This window comes from Streptomyces sp. MMBL 11-1 (genome assembly GCF_028622875.1).
Classification (GTDB): domain Bacteria; phylum Actinomycetota; class Actinomycetes; order Streptomycetales; family Streptomycetaceae; genus Streptomyces.
In genome coordinates, this window is record NZ_CP117709.1 from 2,970,799 (window position 1) to 2,985,770 (window position 14,972).

At 71.0% G+C, this 14,972-nt stretch carries 14 protein-coding genes and 1 tRNA gene; 10 read left to right on the forward strand and 5 right to left on the reverse strand.

The window, feature by feature from the left end; genetic code table 11:
• Positions 1–2: 2 nt before the first annotated feature.
• The 6 genes from PSQ21_RS12715 (at position 3) to PSQ21_RS12740 (ending at position 4,934) form a co-directional block, all read left to right on the forward strand.
• Positions 3–73, forward strand: a tRNA-Gln gene (locus PSQ21_RS12715).
• 107 nt (positions 74–180) lie between these two features.
• A complete protein-coding gene (gene glmU, locus PSQ21_RS12720) occupies positions 181–1,629 on the forward strand; it encodes a bifunctional UDP-N-acetylglucosamine diphosphorylase/glucosamine-1-phosphate N-acetyltransferase GlmU (RefSeq protein WP_274030604.1) in 1,449 nt (482 codons plus the stop codon).
• Positions 1,630–1,748: 119 nt separating this feature from the next.
• Entirely contained in the window at positions 1,749–2,726 is a 978-nt protein-coding gene (locus PSQ21_RS12725) for a ribose-phosphate diphosphokinase (RefSeq protein WP_003968592.1), read from the forward strand.
• A gap of 209 nt (positions 2,727–2,935) precedes the next feature.
• Entirely contained in the window at positions 2,936–3,520 is a 585-nt protein-coding gene (locus tag PSQ21_RS12730) for a 50S ribosomal protein L25/general stress protein Ctc (protein ID WP_274030605.1), read from the forward strand.
• Between the two features lie 184 nt (positions 3,521–3,704).
• Complete coding sequence (gene pth, locus PSQ21_RS12735) at positions 3,705–4,298, forward strand: aminoacyl-tRNA hydrolase (RefSeq protein ID WP_274030606.1); 594 nt, start codon at positions 3,705–3,707, stop codon at positions 4,296–4,298.
• A gap of 165 nt (positions 4,299–4,463) precedes the next feature.
• Positions 4,464–4,934, forward strand: a complete 471-nt coding sequence (locus PSQ21_RS12740; protein WP_274030607.1) for a hypothetical protein — start codon at positions 4,464–4,466, stop codon at positions 4,932–4,934.
• A 30-nt stretch (positions 4,935–4,964) separates the two neighbouring features.
• Here PSQ21_RS12740 and ppc read toward each other — a convergent pair whose 3' ends face one another.
• Positions 4,965–7,694, reverse strand: coding sequence for a phosphoenolpyruvate carboxylase (gene ppc / locus PSQ21_RS12745; RefSeq protein ID WP_274030608.1), 2,730 nt, complete (start codon positions 7,692–7,694; stop codon positions 4,965–4,967).
• Positions 7,695–8,086: 392 nt separating this feature from the next.
• Here ppc and PSQ21_RS12750 point away from each other — a divergent pair, with 392 nt between their 5' ends.
• Positions 8,087–9,073 (forward strand): acyl-CoA desaturase, encoded by a 987-nt coding sequence (locus PSQ21_RS12750; RefSeq protein WP_274030609.1) that lies wholly within the window; start codon positions 8,087–8,089, stop codon positions 9,071–9,073.
• On the forward strand, positions 9,070–9,756 hold the full coding sequence (locus tag PSQ21_RS12755) for a TetR/AcrR family transcriptional regulator (RefSeq protein ID WP_274030610.1): 687 nt from the start codon (positions 9,070–9,072) through the stop codon (positions 9,754–9,756). The genes PSQ21_RS12750 and PSQ21_RS12755 overlap by 4 nt, the downstream gene beginning before the upstream one ends.
• Before the next feature lie 180 nt (positions 9,757–9,936).
• Here the strand turns inward: PSQ21_RS12755 and PSQ21_RS12760 are convergent, their stop codons facing one another.
• Complete coding sequence (locus PSQ21_RS12760) at positions 9,937–10,746, reverse strand: trans-aconitate 2-methyltransferase (RefSeq protein WP_274030611.1); 810 nt, start codon at positions 10,744–10,746, stop codon at positions 9,937–9,939.
• An 89-nt stretch (positions 10,747–10,835) separates the two neighbouring features.
• Here PSQ21_RS12760 and PSQ21_RS12765 point away from each other — a divergent pair, with 89 nt between their 5' ends.
• The gene (locus PSQ21_RS12765) at positions 10,836–11,330 is read left to right on the forward strand and encodes a MarR family winged helix-turn-helix transcriptional regulator (RefSeq protein WP_097869741.1); all 495 of its coding nucleotides are present in this window, start codon (positions 10,836–10,838) and stop codon (positions 11,328–11,330) included.
• On the opposite strand, the gene PSQ21_RS12770 is transcribed toward PSQ21_RS12765, so the two are convergent.
• Positions 11,289–12,062 (reverse strand): response regulator transcription factor, encoded by a 774-nt coding sequence (locus PSQ21_RS12770; RefSeq protein ID WP_274030612.1) that lies wholly within the window; start codon positions 12,060–12,062, stop codon positions 11,289–11,291. The genes PSQ21_RS12765 and PSQ21_RS12770 overlap by 42 nt on opposite strands.
• 246 nt (positions 12,063–12,308) lie before the next feature.
• Between PSQ21_RS12770 and PSQ21_RS12775 the strand changes: the two genes are divergently transcribed.
• Positions 12,309–12,749 carry a GNAT family N-acetyltransferase gene (locus PSQ21_RS12775; protein ID WP_274030613.1) on the forward strand — a complete coding sequence of 147 codons (441 nt, stop codon included), beginning with the start codon at positions 12,309–12,311 and terminating at the stop codon, positions 12,747–12,749.
• A gap of 18 nt (positions 12,750–12,767) precedes the next feature.
• Here the strand turns inward: PSQ21_RS12775 and galK are convergent, their stop codons facing one another.
• Positions 12,768–13,964: a galactokinase gene (galK, locus tag PSQ21_RS12780; protein ID WP_274030615.1), complete on the reverse strand. Its 1,197-nt coding sequence runs from the start codon at positions 13,962–13,964 to the stop codon at positions 12,768–12,770.
• A complete protein-coding gene (gene galE / locus PSQ21_RS12785) occupies positions 13,961–14,941 on the reverse strand; it encodes a UDP-glucose 4-epimerase GalE (RefSeq protein ID WP_274030616.1) in 981 nt (326 codons plus the stop codon). Before galE ends, galK begins: the two co-directional genes overlap by 4 nt.
• Positions 14,942–14,972: the final 31 nt, after the last annotated feature.

The window sequence follows — 14,972 nt, forward strand, 5'->3', positions numbered from 1 at the left end:
TATCCCGGGTCGTCTAATGGCAGGACAAATGGTTTTGGTCCATTGAATGAGGGTTCGATTCCTTCCCCGGGAGCACGCCTGCGGGCCCCGACCACACCGGTCGGGGCCCGCCCCCGTTTCACCCGGAAACACCCCCGGTATCCTGCGGATGACCACCACCCGAAGCCGAAGGGCACATCCGTGAGCGCAACCAGCCCGGCAGCCGTCGTCGTCCTCGCAGCGGGTGAGGGCACCCGCATGAAGTCGAAGACACCCAAGGTCCTGCACGAGATCTCCGGGCGCTCGCTCGTCGGACATGTCGTCGCCGCCGCCCGTGAGCTGGACCCCCAGCACCTCGTCGTGGTCGTCGGCCATGCCAGCGAGCAGGTCACCGCGCACCTCAACGCCGGCGACGCCCCCGTGCGCACCGCCTTCCAGGCCGAGCAGAACGGGACCGGGCACGCCGTCCGCATGGGTCTCGAAGAACTGGGCGGCGCCGTCGAGGGCACCGTGATCGTCGTCTGCGGCGACACCCCCCTGCTGTCCGGCGGGACGCTCGGCGCGCTCGCCGCCACCCACGCCGCCGACGCCAACGCGGTCACCGTCCTGAGCGCCGAGGTCCCCGACTCCACCGGCTACGGGCGCATCGTGCGCGACCCCGCCATCGGCGCGGTCACCGAGATCGTCGAGCACAAGGACGCCACCGAGGAGCAGCGGGCGATCCGGGAGATCAACTCCGGGGTGTTCGCGTTCGACGGGCGGCTGTTGGCCGAGGCTCTGGGCAAGGTGCGCACCGACAACAGCCAGGGCGAGGAGTACCTCACCGACGTGCTGTCCATCCTGCGCGAGGCCGGGCACCGGGTCGGGGCGTCGGTGGCGGGTGACCACCGGGAGATCCTCGGCATCAACAACCGGCTCCAGCTGGCCGAGGCGCGCCGGCTGCTGAACGAGCGGCTGCTGGAGCGGGCGATGCTCGCGGGCGTGACCGTGGTGGACCCGTCGTCCACGCTGATCGACGCGACGGTGACGTACGAGCGGGACGCGGTCGTGCACCCGGGGACGCAGCTGCTGGGGACCACGCACCTCGCGGAGGACAGCGAGGTGGGGCCGAACTCGCGGATCGAGGACACCGTCGTCGGTGCCGGGGCCCGGGTGGACAACTCCGTGACGCTGTCGGCCGAGGTCGGGGCGGGGGCGCTGGTCGGCCCGTACGCCTATCTGCGGCCGGGCACGCGGCTGGGGACGAAGGCCAAGGCCGGTACGTACGTGGAGATGAAGAACGCGACGATCGGGGAGGAGACGAAGGTCCCGCATCTGAGTTACGTCGGTGACGCGACGATCGGCGACCACACCAACATCGGTGCGGCGAGCGTCTTCGTGAACTACGACGGCGTCGCCAAGCACCACACGACGATCGGCTCCCACTGCCGTACCGGTTCGGACAATATGTTTGTGGCGCCCGTCACGGTCGGGGACGGCGTCTACACCGCCGCCGGGTCGGTCATCACCAAGGACGTGCCTGCCGGTTCGCTGGCCGTGGCGCGGGGCCAGCAGCGGAATATCGAGGGTTGGGTGGCCCGGAAGCGGCCGGGCAGCGCGGCCGCGCAGGCCGCTCAGGCGTCGTCGCGGGAGACCGACGGGCAAAGCTGACCGGAAACAGGTGCGCCGGTGACGGCGTACCGTGATAGATGCTCACCCATTTCGGCTGGCTCGTTGCACATCGGGACCTATGCGTGCGGCGCCAGATACACGTCTGAGGAGACTGTGCTGTGACCGGGATCAAGACGACCGGCGAGAAGAAACTGATGCTCTTCTCCGGCCGCGCCCACCCCGAGCTTGCCGAGGAGGTCGCCCATCAGCTGGGAGTCGGTCTCGTGCCGACGAAGGCCTTCGATTTCGCCAACGGTGAGATCTACGTGCGCTTCCAGGAGTCGGCACGTGGCGCGGACTGCTTCCTGATCCAGAGCCACACGGCTCCGATCAACAAGTGGATCATGGAGCAGTTGATCATGCTGGACGCGCTGAAGCGCGCTTCGGCCCGCTCCATCACGGTGATCGTGCCGTTCTACGGCTACGCCCGGCAGGACAAGAAGCACCGCGGCCGTGAGCCGATCTCGGCGCGCATGGTGGCGGACCTGATGAAGACGGCGGGTGCGGACCGGATCCTCACGGTCGATCTGCACACGGACCAGATCCAGGGCTTCTTCGACGGCCCGGTGGACCACCTGTTCGCGCTGCCGATCCTGGCGGACTACGTGGGCGCGAAGGTCGACCGTTCCAAGCTGACGATCGTGTCGCCGGACGCGGGCCGGGTGCGGGTCGCCGACCGCTGGTGCGACCGGCTGGACGCGCCCCTGGCGATCGTGCACAAGCGCCGCGACAAGGACGTGCCGAACCAGGTCTCGGTCCACGAGGTCGTGGGCAACGTCGAGGGCCGGGTCTGTGTGCTGGTCGACGACATGATCGACACCGGTGGCACGATCTGCGCCGCGGCGGACGCGCTGTTCGCGCACGGTGCGGAGGACGTCATCGTGACGGCGACGCACGGGGTGCTGTCGGGTCCGGCGGCGGACCGGCTGAAGAACTCGAAGGTGAGCGAGTTCGTGTTCACGGACACGCTGCCGACGCCGGGTGAGCTGGAGCTGGACAAGATCACGGTGCTCTCGATCGCGCCGACGATCGCGCGTGCGGTGCGTGAGGTGTTCGAGGACGGTTCGGTGACGAGCCTCTTCGAGGAGCAGGGCTGACAGCAGTGACGATCACCCTGGGGTGATCCACTTTGGGGTACGGCCTCCCCGCCGGGTAGACTCAGCGAGTTGCTCGGCGAGGGAGGCCGTACCTGTGTGTACGGCGGTCCGTTATCGACGCGCTCTTCGTAGCAGGCCTGTCGTGGGCCGGGTGACCGTTCGAGATCCGTCACCCCCGGCGGCTCTCCGTACCTGACGAGGAGTGCAACATGGCCGAGATCAAGCTCGCCAGCGAGGTCCGTACCGAGTTCGGCAAGGGCGCCGCCCGCCGTGTCCGTCGTGCCGACCGCGTTCCCGGTGTCGTCTACGGCCACGGTGCCGAGCCCGTCCACGTCACCCTGCCGGGCCACGAGCTGCTGCTCGCGCTGCGCACGGCCAACGTGCTGATCGGTCTGGAGATCGACGGCAAGGACGCGCTGGTCATCCCGAAGGCCGTCCAGCGTCACCCCCTCAAGGGCACCATCGAGCACGTCGACCTGCTGACCGTGAAGCGCGGCGAGAAGGTCGAGGTCGAGATCGCGGTGCACACCGAGGGCGACCTGGCGCCGGGTGCCAACCTGCTGGAGTTCGTCCAGAACACGCTGCTCGTCGAGGCCGAGGCCACCCACATCCCCGAGTCCGTGACGGTCTCCGTCGCGGGTCTGGACGCCGGTGACTCGATCCAGGCGAAGGACATCGCGCTGCCCAAGGGCTCCGTGCTCGCCGGTGACGAGGACGCCATCGTGATCCAGGTCGTCGCCGCGCAGGCCGAGGAGCCGTCCGCGGACGCGGCCGGCGAGGCCTCCGAGGCCTGAGCCTCGTCGCTCACCGTTCCACCCGCATCACCTGTTCCACCCGCATCACCTGTTCTACCCGCATCATCTGTTCCACCTGCATCACTTGTTCCACCTGCTTGACTGACGGGGTGGTGGTTCCCTTTCCGGGAGCCACCGCCCCGTTTGCCTGCCATCCCCCTGCGTGCGAGGAGACCGAGCGCTGATGTCCGACGCCACCGACCCCTGGCTCATCGTGGGCCTGGGCAATCCCGGTCCCGACTACGCGGCGAACCGGCACAACGTCGGGTTCATGGTCGCCGATCTGCTGGCGGAGCGGATCGGCGGGAAGTTCAAGCGGGCGCAGAAGGCGCAGGCGCAGGTCGTGGAGGGGCGGGTGGGTCCGCCGGGTCCGGCGAGCCGTCGGGTGATCCTGGTGAAGCCGATGTCGTACATGAATCTGTCGGGCGGGCCGGTGACGGCGCTGCGGGACTTCTACAAGGTGCCGACGGATCACGTCGTGGCGGTCCATGACGAGCTGGACGTCGATTACGGGATGCTGCGGCTGAAGCTGGGCGGCGGTGACAACGGGCACAACGGGCTGAAGTCGATGACGAAGGCGATGGGCCCGGACTATCACCGGGTGCGGTTCGGGATCGGGCGGCCGCCGGGTCGGATGCAGGTCGCGGATTTCGTGCTGAAGGACTTCTCGTCGGCCGAGCGCAAGGAGCTGGCGTTCCTGGTGGACAGGTCGGCGGACGCGGTGGAGTGTCTGCTGGCGGAGGGTCTGGAGCGGGCGCAGAGCGCGTACAACTCCTGAGTCCCGGCCTCGGTCGCCGTGTCTTCCGCCGCGTACAACTCCTGGGCCCCGGCCATGGTCGCCGTGTCGTCCGCCGCGTACAACTCCTGACATTCCTGGTGCTGGTGGGGCGTTTTTCGGCCACAGGTTGACCGCGGGTGGGGGTCTGGCCAAGGATCGGCCCCCATGAAGCGGAGCTCTTCCCAGCGTGCGGCGCTCGCGGGCCGTCGGGCGGCCATGGGGCTGGTGGTCCTGGTGCTGCTGGTCGCGGGTGCGTGGTCGTCGTGGAACACGGCGCACCACATCGTTCTGGCCAAGGGCCGTGACCACGGCACCGTGACGGTGACGGGGTGCGGCGAGGAGAAGTGCACCGGTTCGTTCGAGCCGGACGCGGTGTCGCGGGAGCGTTCGCGGGTGAGCGTGGACCGGTCCGTCGCGGCGCGGGAGGGGGATCGTTTCCCCGTGGTGGTGAAGCCCGGCTCCGATGCGGTGGTCCGCACGGGGGTGCCGGGCTTTCTGCATGCGTGGATGCCGTTGGGCGGGGCGATGGTGCTGGCCGCGTTCGTGATCGGCGGCGGGCTGCGGATGTCGCGGACGGCGTGGGGTGCCGGTACGGCGGGGGCGGCCCTGCTGGTGGCGACGTTCGTCGCGCTGTAGCAGGGCCGCCCCGTTCCGGCGTGGGTCCGGTCAGCCGGTGTTGCGGAGTCCTGCCGCGACGCCGTTGACGGTGAGCAGCAGGGCGCGGGCGAGCAGCGGGTCGGGTTCCTCGCCGCGCTCGGCGGCCTGGCGCTGGCGGGCCAGCAGTGAGACCTGGAGGTAGGAGATCGGGTCCAGGTAGGCGTCGCGGATGGCGAAGGTCTGCTGGAGCACCGGGCTGGTGCCGAGCAGTTCGGTGGAGCCGGTGACCTTGAGGACTTCTCTGACGGTGAGCGCGTGCTCGGCCTCGATGGCGTCGAAGACGTGCTTCAGTTCGTCGGGGACGAGCGTGTCGACGTAGTGCCGGGCGATGCGCAGGTCGGTCTTGGCGAGCGTCATCTCCACGTTGGAGAGGAAGTTCCGGAAGAAGTGCCAGTGCTCGTGCATCTCGTCGAGGACGGTGTCGAGTCCGGCTTCGCGCAGGGCCTTGAGGCCGGAGCCGACGCCGTACCAGCCGGGGACGATCTGGCGGGACTGGGTCCAGCCGAAGACCCACGGGATGGCGCGCAGGCCGTCGAGGGAGACGCCGGAGCCGGGGCGGCGGGAGGGCCGTGAGCCCAGGTGCAGGTCGGCGAGCTGGTCCACCGGGGTGGAGGCGAGGAAGTAGGCGGGGAGGTCGGGGTCCTCGACGAGCTTGCGGTAGGCGCTGTGGGCGGCGTCGGAGACGGTGTCCATGGCCGCGTCCCAGCGGGCGAGGGCTTCGTCGGACTGGCGGGGCGCGGTGTGGAGGGCGGAGGCCTGGAGGGTGGCCGCGACGGTCAGTTCCAGGTTCTCGCGGGCGAGGGCGGGGATGAGGTACTTGTCGGAGATGACCTCGCCCTGCTCGGTCACCTTGATCTCGCCCTCCAGGGTGCCCCAGGGCTGGGCGAGGATGGCGTCGTGGGAGGGGCCGCCGCCGCGGCCGACGGTGCCGCCGCGGCCGTGGAAGAGGCGCAGGCGTACGCCGTAGCGGTGGGCGACGTCGCGGAGGCGTCGCTGGGCGCGGTGGATCTCCCACTGGGAGGTGGTGATGCCGCCGAACTTGGAGGAGTCGCTGTAGCCGAGCATGACCTCCTGGACGTCGCCGCGGAGTGATACGAGGCGGCGGTAGGAGGGGTCGGCGAGCATGGCGTCGAGGATGACGTCGGCGGCCTTGAGCTCGTCGGTGGTCTCCAGGAGCGGGACGATGCCGATCTTGGCCCAGCCGGCGTGGAGGTCGATGAGGCCGGCTTCGCGGGCGAGGACGGCGGCGGCGAAGACGTCGTCGGCGCCCTGGCACATCGAGATGATGTAGGACTCGATGACTTCGGGGCCGAAGCGTTCGAAGGCCTGCTTGATGGTGTGGAAGACGCCGAGGGTCTTCTCGCCGGCGGCGTCGAGCGGGGCCGGGGTGGGGGCGAGCGGCCGGCGGGAGCGGAGTTCCTTGGCGAGGAGCTTCTGCCGGTAGTCGCGGGGCATGTCGGTGTAGCGCCAGGACTCCTCGCCGAGCCGGTCGAAGAGCTGGCCGAGGGCGTGGTGGTGGGCATCGGCGTGTTCGCGTACGTCCATGGTGGCGAGCTGGAGGCCGAAGGCGCCGAGGGTGCGGATGGTGCGGTCCATCCGGCCGTCGGCGAAGAGGCCGCCCTTGTGCGCGCGCAGGGAGGCCTGGATGAGTTCCAGGTCGGCGATGAGTTCGGCGGTGCCGAGGTAGTCGCAGCCGGGGCGGTGGGGGGTGCCTTCGGCGAGGCGCTCGCGGGTGTTGACGAGCTTCTGGCGGATGCAGGTGGCCTTGAGGCGGTAGGGCTCCTCGGCGTTCAGCCGCTTGTAGCGGGGGCTGATGCCGGGGAGGCGTTCCAGGTCGGCCTGGAGGGAGGTGAGGAGTTCCTCGGTGGCTCCGGCGTAGCGGATGGAGTTGGAGAGGAGGCCGCGGAGGTGGTCGATCATCTCCAGGGCGTCGGTGATGCCGTGTTCGTGCTGGAGGATCAGGACGTCCCAGGTGACGGACGGGGTCACGTTGGGGTTGCCGTCGCGGTCGCCGCCGATCCAGGTGCCGAAGGTGAGGGGGCGGGTGCCGGCGGGCAGTTCGACGCCGACGCGCTCCAGCTCGGCGGCGAGGTCCTCCAGGACGTCCCCGACGGCGCCCGCGTGGAGTTCGTCGAGGTAGTAGATGGCGTTGCGGGCCTCGTCGGCGGGTTCCGGGCGGACGACGCGGAGTTCGTCGGTCTGCCAGATGAGGTCGATGTTCTCGGCGAGGCGGAGGTCCAGCCGGCGGCGGTCGGCCTCGATGACCGGGGTCTCCAGGAGGGCTCCGATGCGGCGGAGCTTGTTGAGGACCGAGCGGCGGGCGGCCTCGGTGGGGTGTGCGGTGAAGACGGGCCGGACGTTGAGGTTCTTGACCGTCTCGCGGAGGTGCTCGGGGTCGGCGTCCTTGAGGCGGTCGGCGGTGCGGGCCAGCAGGCCGCCCTCGGCCGAGCGGCGTTCGCGCATCTCGTGGGCGCGGTGGACCTGCTCGGTGACGTTGGCGAGGTGGAAGTAGGTGGAGAAGGCGCGCACGAGCTGTGCGGCGGTCTCCAGGTCCGTGTCGCCGAGGAGCTCGGCGGCGGCTTCGCCGTCGGTGCGGGTCAGGGCGCGGACCCGTTCGACGAGGTCGAGGAGCTCCTGGCCCTCCTGGCGTACGAGGGTCTCGCCGAGGAGGTCGCCGAGGCGGCGGATGTCGGCGCGCAGCGCGGGGCTGGCGGCAGGGGTCTGGTCGGCACTGCTCACAGTGTGCGGCTCCTTGCAGTGAATGAGGAGGTGCGTTCGCTTCGCCGTCCCCATGTGGGTGGTGGTGGGGGCGGGTGGCGGGGTCCGGGGCCCTGCGGCTGGCAGCGGTGCTGTCGCCACGCCCCGACGAGCGGGTGCGGACCGCGCTGTCCGACCCTCTCAGGATAGGTGTCGTCGCAGGCGGCGTGTCCGCTGCCCCGGCGGGGGTCGCGGTCGTCGCGTGACACCTTCTTCCCCTTACCCCGGGGTCGGGCGGGCTACCGCGTGGGACGGGTGGGAGCGGCTTCTCGTGTTGTGGGCCCCGTCACTGCCATACTTACCAAGCCGTAGGTTACGGAACCGTAGCCAGGGCCGTCCGAGTCTCCTCCTCTCACCCTCCGAGGTATTTCCCCATGCCGAGCACTCCCCGTGTGATCGACGAGACCGAGCCGCCCGGAGCGGCCGAGGCCTCGCTGCCCCCCGGCACGCTGGGCGGCGACAACAAGCGGTCGGTCGAGCAGTTCGCGTTGCTGGCGTTCATCGTGGTGCCGTTCGCGGCTCTGGTCGTGGCGGTGCCGCTGGCGTGGGGCCGGGGGGTGAGCTGGCTGGACGTGGGGTTGCTGGTGGCGATGTACTTCATCGGCTGTCACGGGATCACGATCGGTTTCCACCGGTATTTCACGCACGGTTCGTTCAAGGCGAAGCGGCCGTTGCGGATCGCGCTGGCCGTGATGGGCTCGCTGGCGGTGGAGGGGCCGCTGGTGCGGTGGGTGGCCGATCACCGCAAGCATCACCGGTTCTCGGACGCGGAGGGTGATCCGCATTCGCCGTGGCGGTTCGGGGAGAGCCTGCCGGCCCTGATGAAGGGGCTGTGGTGGGCGCACATCGCGTGGATGTTCGACGAGGAGCAGGCGCCGCAGCAGAAGTACGCCCCTGACCTGATCAAGGACCCGGCGATCCGGTCCATCTCGCGGCACTTCCTCTCCTTCACGGTCCTCTCGCTGGCGATTCCGCCGCTGGTCGGCGGTCTGGTGACGATGTCGTGGTGGGGTGCGGCGACGGCGTTCTTCTGGGGTTCGCTGGTGCGGGTGGCGCTGTTGCACCATGTGACGTGGTCGATCAACTCGATCTGTCACGCGGTGGGCAAGCGGCCCTTCAAGTCCCGTGACCGGTCGGGGAACGTGTGGTGGCTGGCGGTGCTGTCGTGCGGCGAGTCGTGGCACAACCTGCACCACGCGGATCCGACGAGCGCCCGGCACGGTGTGATGAAGGGACAGATCGACTCCAGCGCCCGGCTGATCCGCTGGTTCGAGAAGCTGGGCTGGGCCACGGACGTGCGGTGGCCGGATGCCGGGCGTATCGACTCCCGGCGCACGTCCGTACCGGCCGACGCGGCATGATTGACGACGTGGCGACCGACGGCAGCACGAGCAGCGAGAAGAGCCGGACCTCCCCTTCCCGGCGGGCCCGGCGGGTCCGGATGACGGGTAAGGAGCGCCGCGAGCAGCTGCTGGACATCGGGCGCGCCCTGTTCGCCGACAAGGGCTTCGAGGGCACGTCGGTCGAGGAGATCGCGGCGCGTGCCGGGGTCTCCAAGCCGGTGGTGTACGAGCACTTCGGCGGCAAGGAGGGTCTGTACGCCGTGGTGGTCGACCGCGAGATGCGTCAGCTTCTGGACATGGTGACGGGGGCGCTGACCGCGGGCCATCCGCGCGAGCTGCTGGAGCAGGCGGCGTTCGCGCTGCTGGACTACATCGAGTCGTACACGGACGGTTTCCGGATCCTGGTGCGGGATTCGCCGGTGGCCCAGTCGACGGGGACGTTCGCGTCGCTGATCAGTGACATCGCCACGCAGGTGGAGGACATCCTGGGCCTGGAGTTCAAGGCCCGGGGTTTCGATCCGAAGCTGGCCCCGCTGTACGCGCAGGCGCTGGTGGGGATGGTGGCGCTGACGGGCCAGTGGTGGCTGGACGTGCGCAAGCCGAAGAAGTCCGAGGTGGCCGCCCATCTGGTGAATCTGTGCTGGCACGGGCTGGAGAACCTGGAGGCGAAGCCTCGGCTCATAGGGCACCGGAAGAACTGACCTTCAGAGCTGTCCGCACTTCGTCACTCGTTGTGATGACGGGTGCGGATCTCCCGCCGTAGGGTGGTCTGCAGGCGTCATGCCCCGGTGCGCTCCGGCTCCAGGAACTCCAGCCGGTTGCCCACCGTGTCCTGGGCGTAGAAGCGGCGGTGACGGCGGCGAGGCCGGCAGCGGCGGTCGTCACTTCTCCTTGCGGGCGACGGCGAAGATGCGGCGGAACGGGAAGACCGTGCCGTACGGGCCGGGCGGGTAGGCCGAGCGGAGCAGGTCGCGGTATTCGGTGAGGAACGCGTCGCGGGCGTCGGGGGCGTCGGCGAGGGCGGTGAGGACGGGGCGCAGGGCGGTGCCCTTGACCCAGTCGAGGACCGCGTCGTCGCCGCGCAGGGTCTGGAGGTAGGTGGTCTCCCAGACGTCCGCCGCGCAGCCCAGGTCCCGCAGCCGGGTGAGGTAGTCGGTGGGTTCCAGGACCGAGGCGGTGCGGTCGCCGACGCCGTGGAGCAGGGGTCGCCATCGGTCGGATTCACGGAGGCCCGCCAGGAGGGTGTGGCTGGGGGCGGTGTAGTTGCCGGGGACCTGGAAGGCGAGGGTGCCGCCGGGGGCGAGGGCGTCGAGCCAGCGGGGGAAGTGTTCGGCGTGGCCGGGGATCCACTGGAGTGCGGAGGTGGAGACGACCAGGCCGTACGTCTCGGTGGGCGTCCAGGTCGCGGCGTCGGCCTCGGCGAAGTCGAGCAGGGGCGGCCGGGCGTGGGCGGCGGCTTCGGCGAGCATCTCGCGCGAGGTGTCGTAGCCGGTGATCCGGGCGGCCGGCCAGCGGTCCGCGAGGAGGGCGGTGACGTTGCCCGCGCCGCAGCCGAGGTCGGCGATGCGGGGTGCGGGGTGGCCGGGGAGGTCGCCGATGCGGGCCAGGAGGTCGTGGAAGGGGCGGGTCCGGTGGTCCGCGTGACGCAGGTACTGCTGCGGGTCCCAGGAGGGCCGGTCGGGTGCGGTCATGCGGAACAGGATCACGCCACACATCTCTTGATGTCAAGACACTTGAATTCAAGAGACTTCATGTCGAGGGACCCTTTACACTGATCGGCATGGAGGACGAGGTCGACCGACTGGTCGCTGCATGGCGCCGAGAGCGCCCCGACCTCGACGTGGAACCACTCGAGGTGCTCAGTCGCGTCTCCCGCCTGGCACGCCACCTCGACCGGGCCCGCCGCATAGCCTTCTCCGAGCACAACCTGGAGCCGTGGGAGTTCGACGTGCTGACGTCGCTGCGCCGGGCCGGCTCCCCCTACCAGCTCTCCCCCGGACAGCTGCTCACCCAGACCCTGGTCACCTCGGGCACGATGACCAACCGCATCGACCGTCTGACCAAGAAGAACCTCGTCGAGCGGCTGCCCGACCCGAGCGACCGGCGCGGCGTCCTCGTCCGGCTCACGGCCGAGGGGCGCGACAAGGCCGACCAGTCGCTGGCCGGACTGCTCGACCAGGAGCGCGCCATCCTCGGCGAGCTCTCCCGCCACCAGCGTGGCGAACTGGCCGGGCTACTGCGCCAGTTGACCGCCCCGTTCGACAACATCCCCTAGAGGGTGCTCGGCGGGGCCGACCCCCGCCCTGCGGGCCAGCGCCACCGCGGCCAGGGTCGAGTGCACCCCGAGCTTGCCCAGCACGTTCTGCATATGGGTGCGCACCGTGTGCGGGGACAGGAACAGCCTCTCGGCGACCGCCTTGCGGCCCAGCCCCGCCACCATGCAGCGCAGCACCTCCCGCTCCCGCGGCGTCAGCGACTCCACCAGCCGCTCGCTCTCGGTGCGGTGCTTGCGGGCGGCGGTCAACTCCCGCAGTACGCCCGTGAGCAGCGCGGGCGGCAGATGTGTCTCGTCGCGCAGCACGCCCCGTACCACCGCCAGCAGCCGTTGCAGCGAGCAGTCCTTGGCCACCCAGCCCGAGGCGCCCGCCTGGAGCGCCCGTGCGGCGGTCCGCGGGTCGTCCTTCTCGGCGAGCACCACCGACCGCACGGCGGGCCGGCCCGAACTGACCCCGGCGACCAGGGAGATGCCGTCGAGGACGCCCGTCTCCTGCTGCTGGGGCACGGGGACGGCCTGCGCGGCACCGGCCGCCAGGACGCCCAGCTCGGCGTCCACCAGCAGCACGTCGTAGTCCCGCCCCTCGGCGGCAGCGCGCTCCAGGGCGCGCAGCGCGGCCGGGCCACTGCCCGCCGCGGACACGTCCACGTCCGGTTCGGCCGCGAGGGCGGCCGCGAGCGACTCGGCGAAGATGCGGTGGTCGTCGACCACCAGGACCCGGATACGCGGCACAGAACCCCCATCGGTGGGGGCGGACAGCTGCGGGTACGGCGCCCGGAGGCCTCGGCGCGGCCCGCTGTGCTCCGGCCGCCGCCTTCGCACTGCCTGCCGCCCCGCCCCCGGGCGCCGTACCCGGCTCTCTCGCTCCCCTGAATCGGCACCGGCCCCCACCGGTGCTGAGCATCAGCGTACGGGCGGGGGCCACGAGGGGAAGCCGATTCGCCGAACTGGTTGCCCTCGGTGTTTAGGGTGTGCTTCATGTTCCGTCTTGAGACAGAAGTGGACAGAGAACGTCGCATTCTGCTGAGCGGGCGTCTGCACGAGGACAACATCGCGGCCGCGGCCGGCCTGCGTGCACTGCTCTCCACCCCCGCCGAGCACGAAGTGCCGCTGGAGGTCTGGGCGTTGGACGAGCTCGGGGCCCTGGCCGGTGGGCTGACCGGGCGGACCTGGGCGTACTGGCTGCACGTCGACCTGCTCTGGGTCGACGCCCCGCACCGGGGCTCCGGCCTCGGCGCGCGCCTGCTCGCCGAGGCCGAACGGACCGCCCGCACCGAGCGCGCCTGCACCCGCTCGCGGCTGGAGACCTGGGACTTCCAGGCCCCCGGCTTCTACCGCGGGCAGGGGTACGAGGAGATCGGACGGGTCACGGACTACCCGCCGGGCGTCACCGAGTTCATCCTGGTCAAGGAGCTGTGAGCGCGGTGCCCCCGGGGGTCACCGCAGTCGGCGGGCCCCTGCGGAAGGGATGGCGTCGAAGATCCCCGGGGCCGCGTGTCCGGCCGCCGCGAACGCCTCGCTGACGGCCTTGGCCACCGTGCCGGCCGCCGCCTCCTCCACCAGGACGACCGCCGAGCCGCCGAAGCCGCCGCCGGTCATCCGCGCACCGAGCGCCCCGGCCGCGTTCGCCGCCTCGACCACCAGGTCCAACTCGGGGCAGGAGACCCGCAGATCGTCGCGGAGCGAGCGGTGGCCCTCGGTGAGGACGGGGCCCGCGGCCCGGACGTCACCCGCGTCGAGCAACCCGATGACCTGCTCGACCCGGCGGTTGTCGCCGACGACATGGCGTACGTAACGGATCACGGACTCGTCCGCCCCGGCATCGGCGAGGGTGGTGAGCGCCGCGTCGAGACCGGCGTACGGGAGGTCGCGGAGCATCGGCAGGCCGAGCAGCCGGGCGCCCTCCTCGCAGCCGGCCCGGCGCTCCGCGTACGCGCCGTCGCCCAGGGCGTGCTTGACCCGGGTGTCGACGACCAGCAGCGTCAGCCCCTGGGGGGCCAGGTCGAAGGGGACCTGACGCAGGGAGAGGTCGCGGGTGTCCAGGTGGAGCGCGTGGCCCTCGGTGCAGCAGGCCGAGGCCATCTGGTCCATGATCCCGCAGGGCACGCCGACGAAGTCGTTCTCGGCGCGGCGGCCGACGACGGCGAGTTCGGGCCCGGTGAGGCCGAGGTGGAAGAGGTCGTTCAGGGCCAGCGCGGTGACGACTTCGAGGGCGGCGGAGGAGGAGAGCCCGGCGCCCGTGGGCACGGTGGAGGTCAGCGCGATGTCCGCCCCGGTGACCGGGTGCCCGGCCTCGCGCAGCGCCCAGAGCACCCCGGCGGGGTAGGCGGCCCAGCCGTGGCCGGAGTGCGGGGCGAGTTCGTCGACACGGAGGGAAACGACGCCGCCGGGCGCGTCGGAGGAGTACAGGCGCAGCACGCCGTCATCGCGGCGGGAGACGGCCGCGCGGGCGGTGTGCGGGAGGGCGAGCGGCATGACGAAGCCGTCGTTGAAGTCGGTGTACTCGCCTATGAGGTTCACTCGTCCGGGTGCCGCCCAGATGCCGTCGGGTTCGCCCCCGTACAGCTCGGCGAAGGTGGCGGCGGGGTCGGAGTCGGTCCCGTGCGCCTCGGTGGTCTCGGTGGACTCGGTCATGGGGTGGTGGTGTCCTCTCGGCGGGCGAACCGCCAGGCGTCGGCGATGATTCCGGCCAGGTCGGTGCGGGAGGGCTGCCAGCCGAGCCGCTCCACGGCGGTGGCGGCGGAGGCGACGAGGACGGCCGGGTCCCCGCCTCGGCGGGGGGCGGCGGTCTCGGGAACGGGGTGGCCGGTGACCTCGCGGACGGTCTCGATGACCTCGCGGACCGAGAAGCCGTTGCCGTTGCCGAGGTTGCAGATCAGGTGCTCGCCGGGGGCGGCGGCCCGCAGGGCCAGCAGGTGGGCGTCGGCGAGGTCGGCGACGTGGATGTAGTCGCGGACGCAGGTGCCGTCGGGGGTGGGGTAGTCGTCGCCGTACACGGAGATCGACTCGCGCTGTCCCAGCGCCACTTGGAGGACAAGCGGGATGAGGTGGGACTCGGGGGCGTGGCGTTCGCCGCAACTGCCGTACGCCCCGGCGACGTTGAAGTAGCGCAGCGAAACGGCGGCCAGGCCGTGGGCGGTGGCCTCGCCGCTGATCATGTGGTCGACGGCGAGTTTGGACGCGCCGTAGGGGCTGGTGGGGGCGGTGGGGTCGGCCTCGGTGATGGGGCTGGAGACCGGCTCGCCGTAGGTGGCGGCCGTGGAGGAGAAGACGAGGGTGCGCACACCGTGCTCGCGCATCGCGGCGAGCAGGGCGGTGGTGCCGCCCACGTTGTTGACCCAGTACTTCTCCGGGTCGACGACGGACTCGCCGACCTGGGAGAAGGCGGCGAAGTGCAGGACGCCGTCGTAGGAGGGGTCCAGGTGGCGGGCGGCGTCCTGGACGCGGCCCTCGATGAACGCGGCGCCGGCCGGGACGCCCACGCGGAACCCGGTGGAGAGGTCGTCGAGGACGGTCACCGTGTGCCCGGCCTCCAGCAGGTGCTGGGCGACGACGCTCCCGACGTAACCGGCGCCGCCGGTGACCAGGTACTTCTTCGGAGGGGTGCTCACGTTCGGGGGGTTGCTCACGTTCCGGGGGTTG

Coding starts and splice junctions, on each gene's coding strand:
- PSQ21_RS12730 (WP_274030605.1), top strand. CDS start 2,936: ATGGCCGAGATCAAGCTCGCCAGCGAGGTCCGTACCGAGTTCGGCAAG.
- pth (WP_274030606.1), top strand. CDS start 3,705: ATGTCCGACGCCACCGACCCCTGGCTCATCGTGGGCCTGGGCAATCCC.
- PSQ21_RS12740 (WP_274030607.1), top strand. CDS start 4,464: ATGAAGCGGAGCTCTTCCCAGCGTGCGGCGCTCGCGGGCCGTCGGGCG.
- PSQ21_RS12750 (WP_274030609.1), top strand. CDS start 8,087: ATGCCGAGCACTCCCCGTGTGATCGACGAGACCGAGCCGCCCGGAGCG.
- PSQ21_RS12755 (WP_274030610.1), top strand. CDS start 9,070: ATGATTGACGACGTGGCGACCGACGGCAGCACGAGCAGCGAGAAGAGC.
- PSQ21_RS12760 (WP_274030611.1), bottom strand. CDS start 10,746: ATGACCGCACCCGACCGGCCCTCCTGGGACCCGCAGCAGTACCTGCGT.
- PSQ21_RS12765 (WP_097869741.1), top strand. CDS start 10,836: ATGGAGGACGAGGTCGACCGACTGGTCGCTGCATGGCGCCGAGAGCGC.
- PSQ21_RS12775 (WP_274030613.1), top strand. CDS start 12,309: ATGTTCCGTCTTGAGACAGAAGTGGACAGAGAACGTCGCATTCTGCTG.
- galK (WP_274030615.1), bottom strand. CDS start 13,964: ATGACCGAGTCCACCGAGACCACCGAGGCGCACGGGACCGACTCCGAC.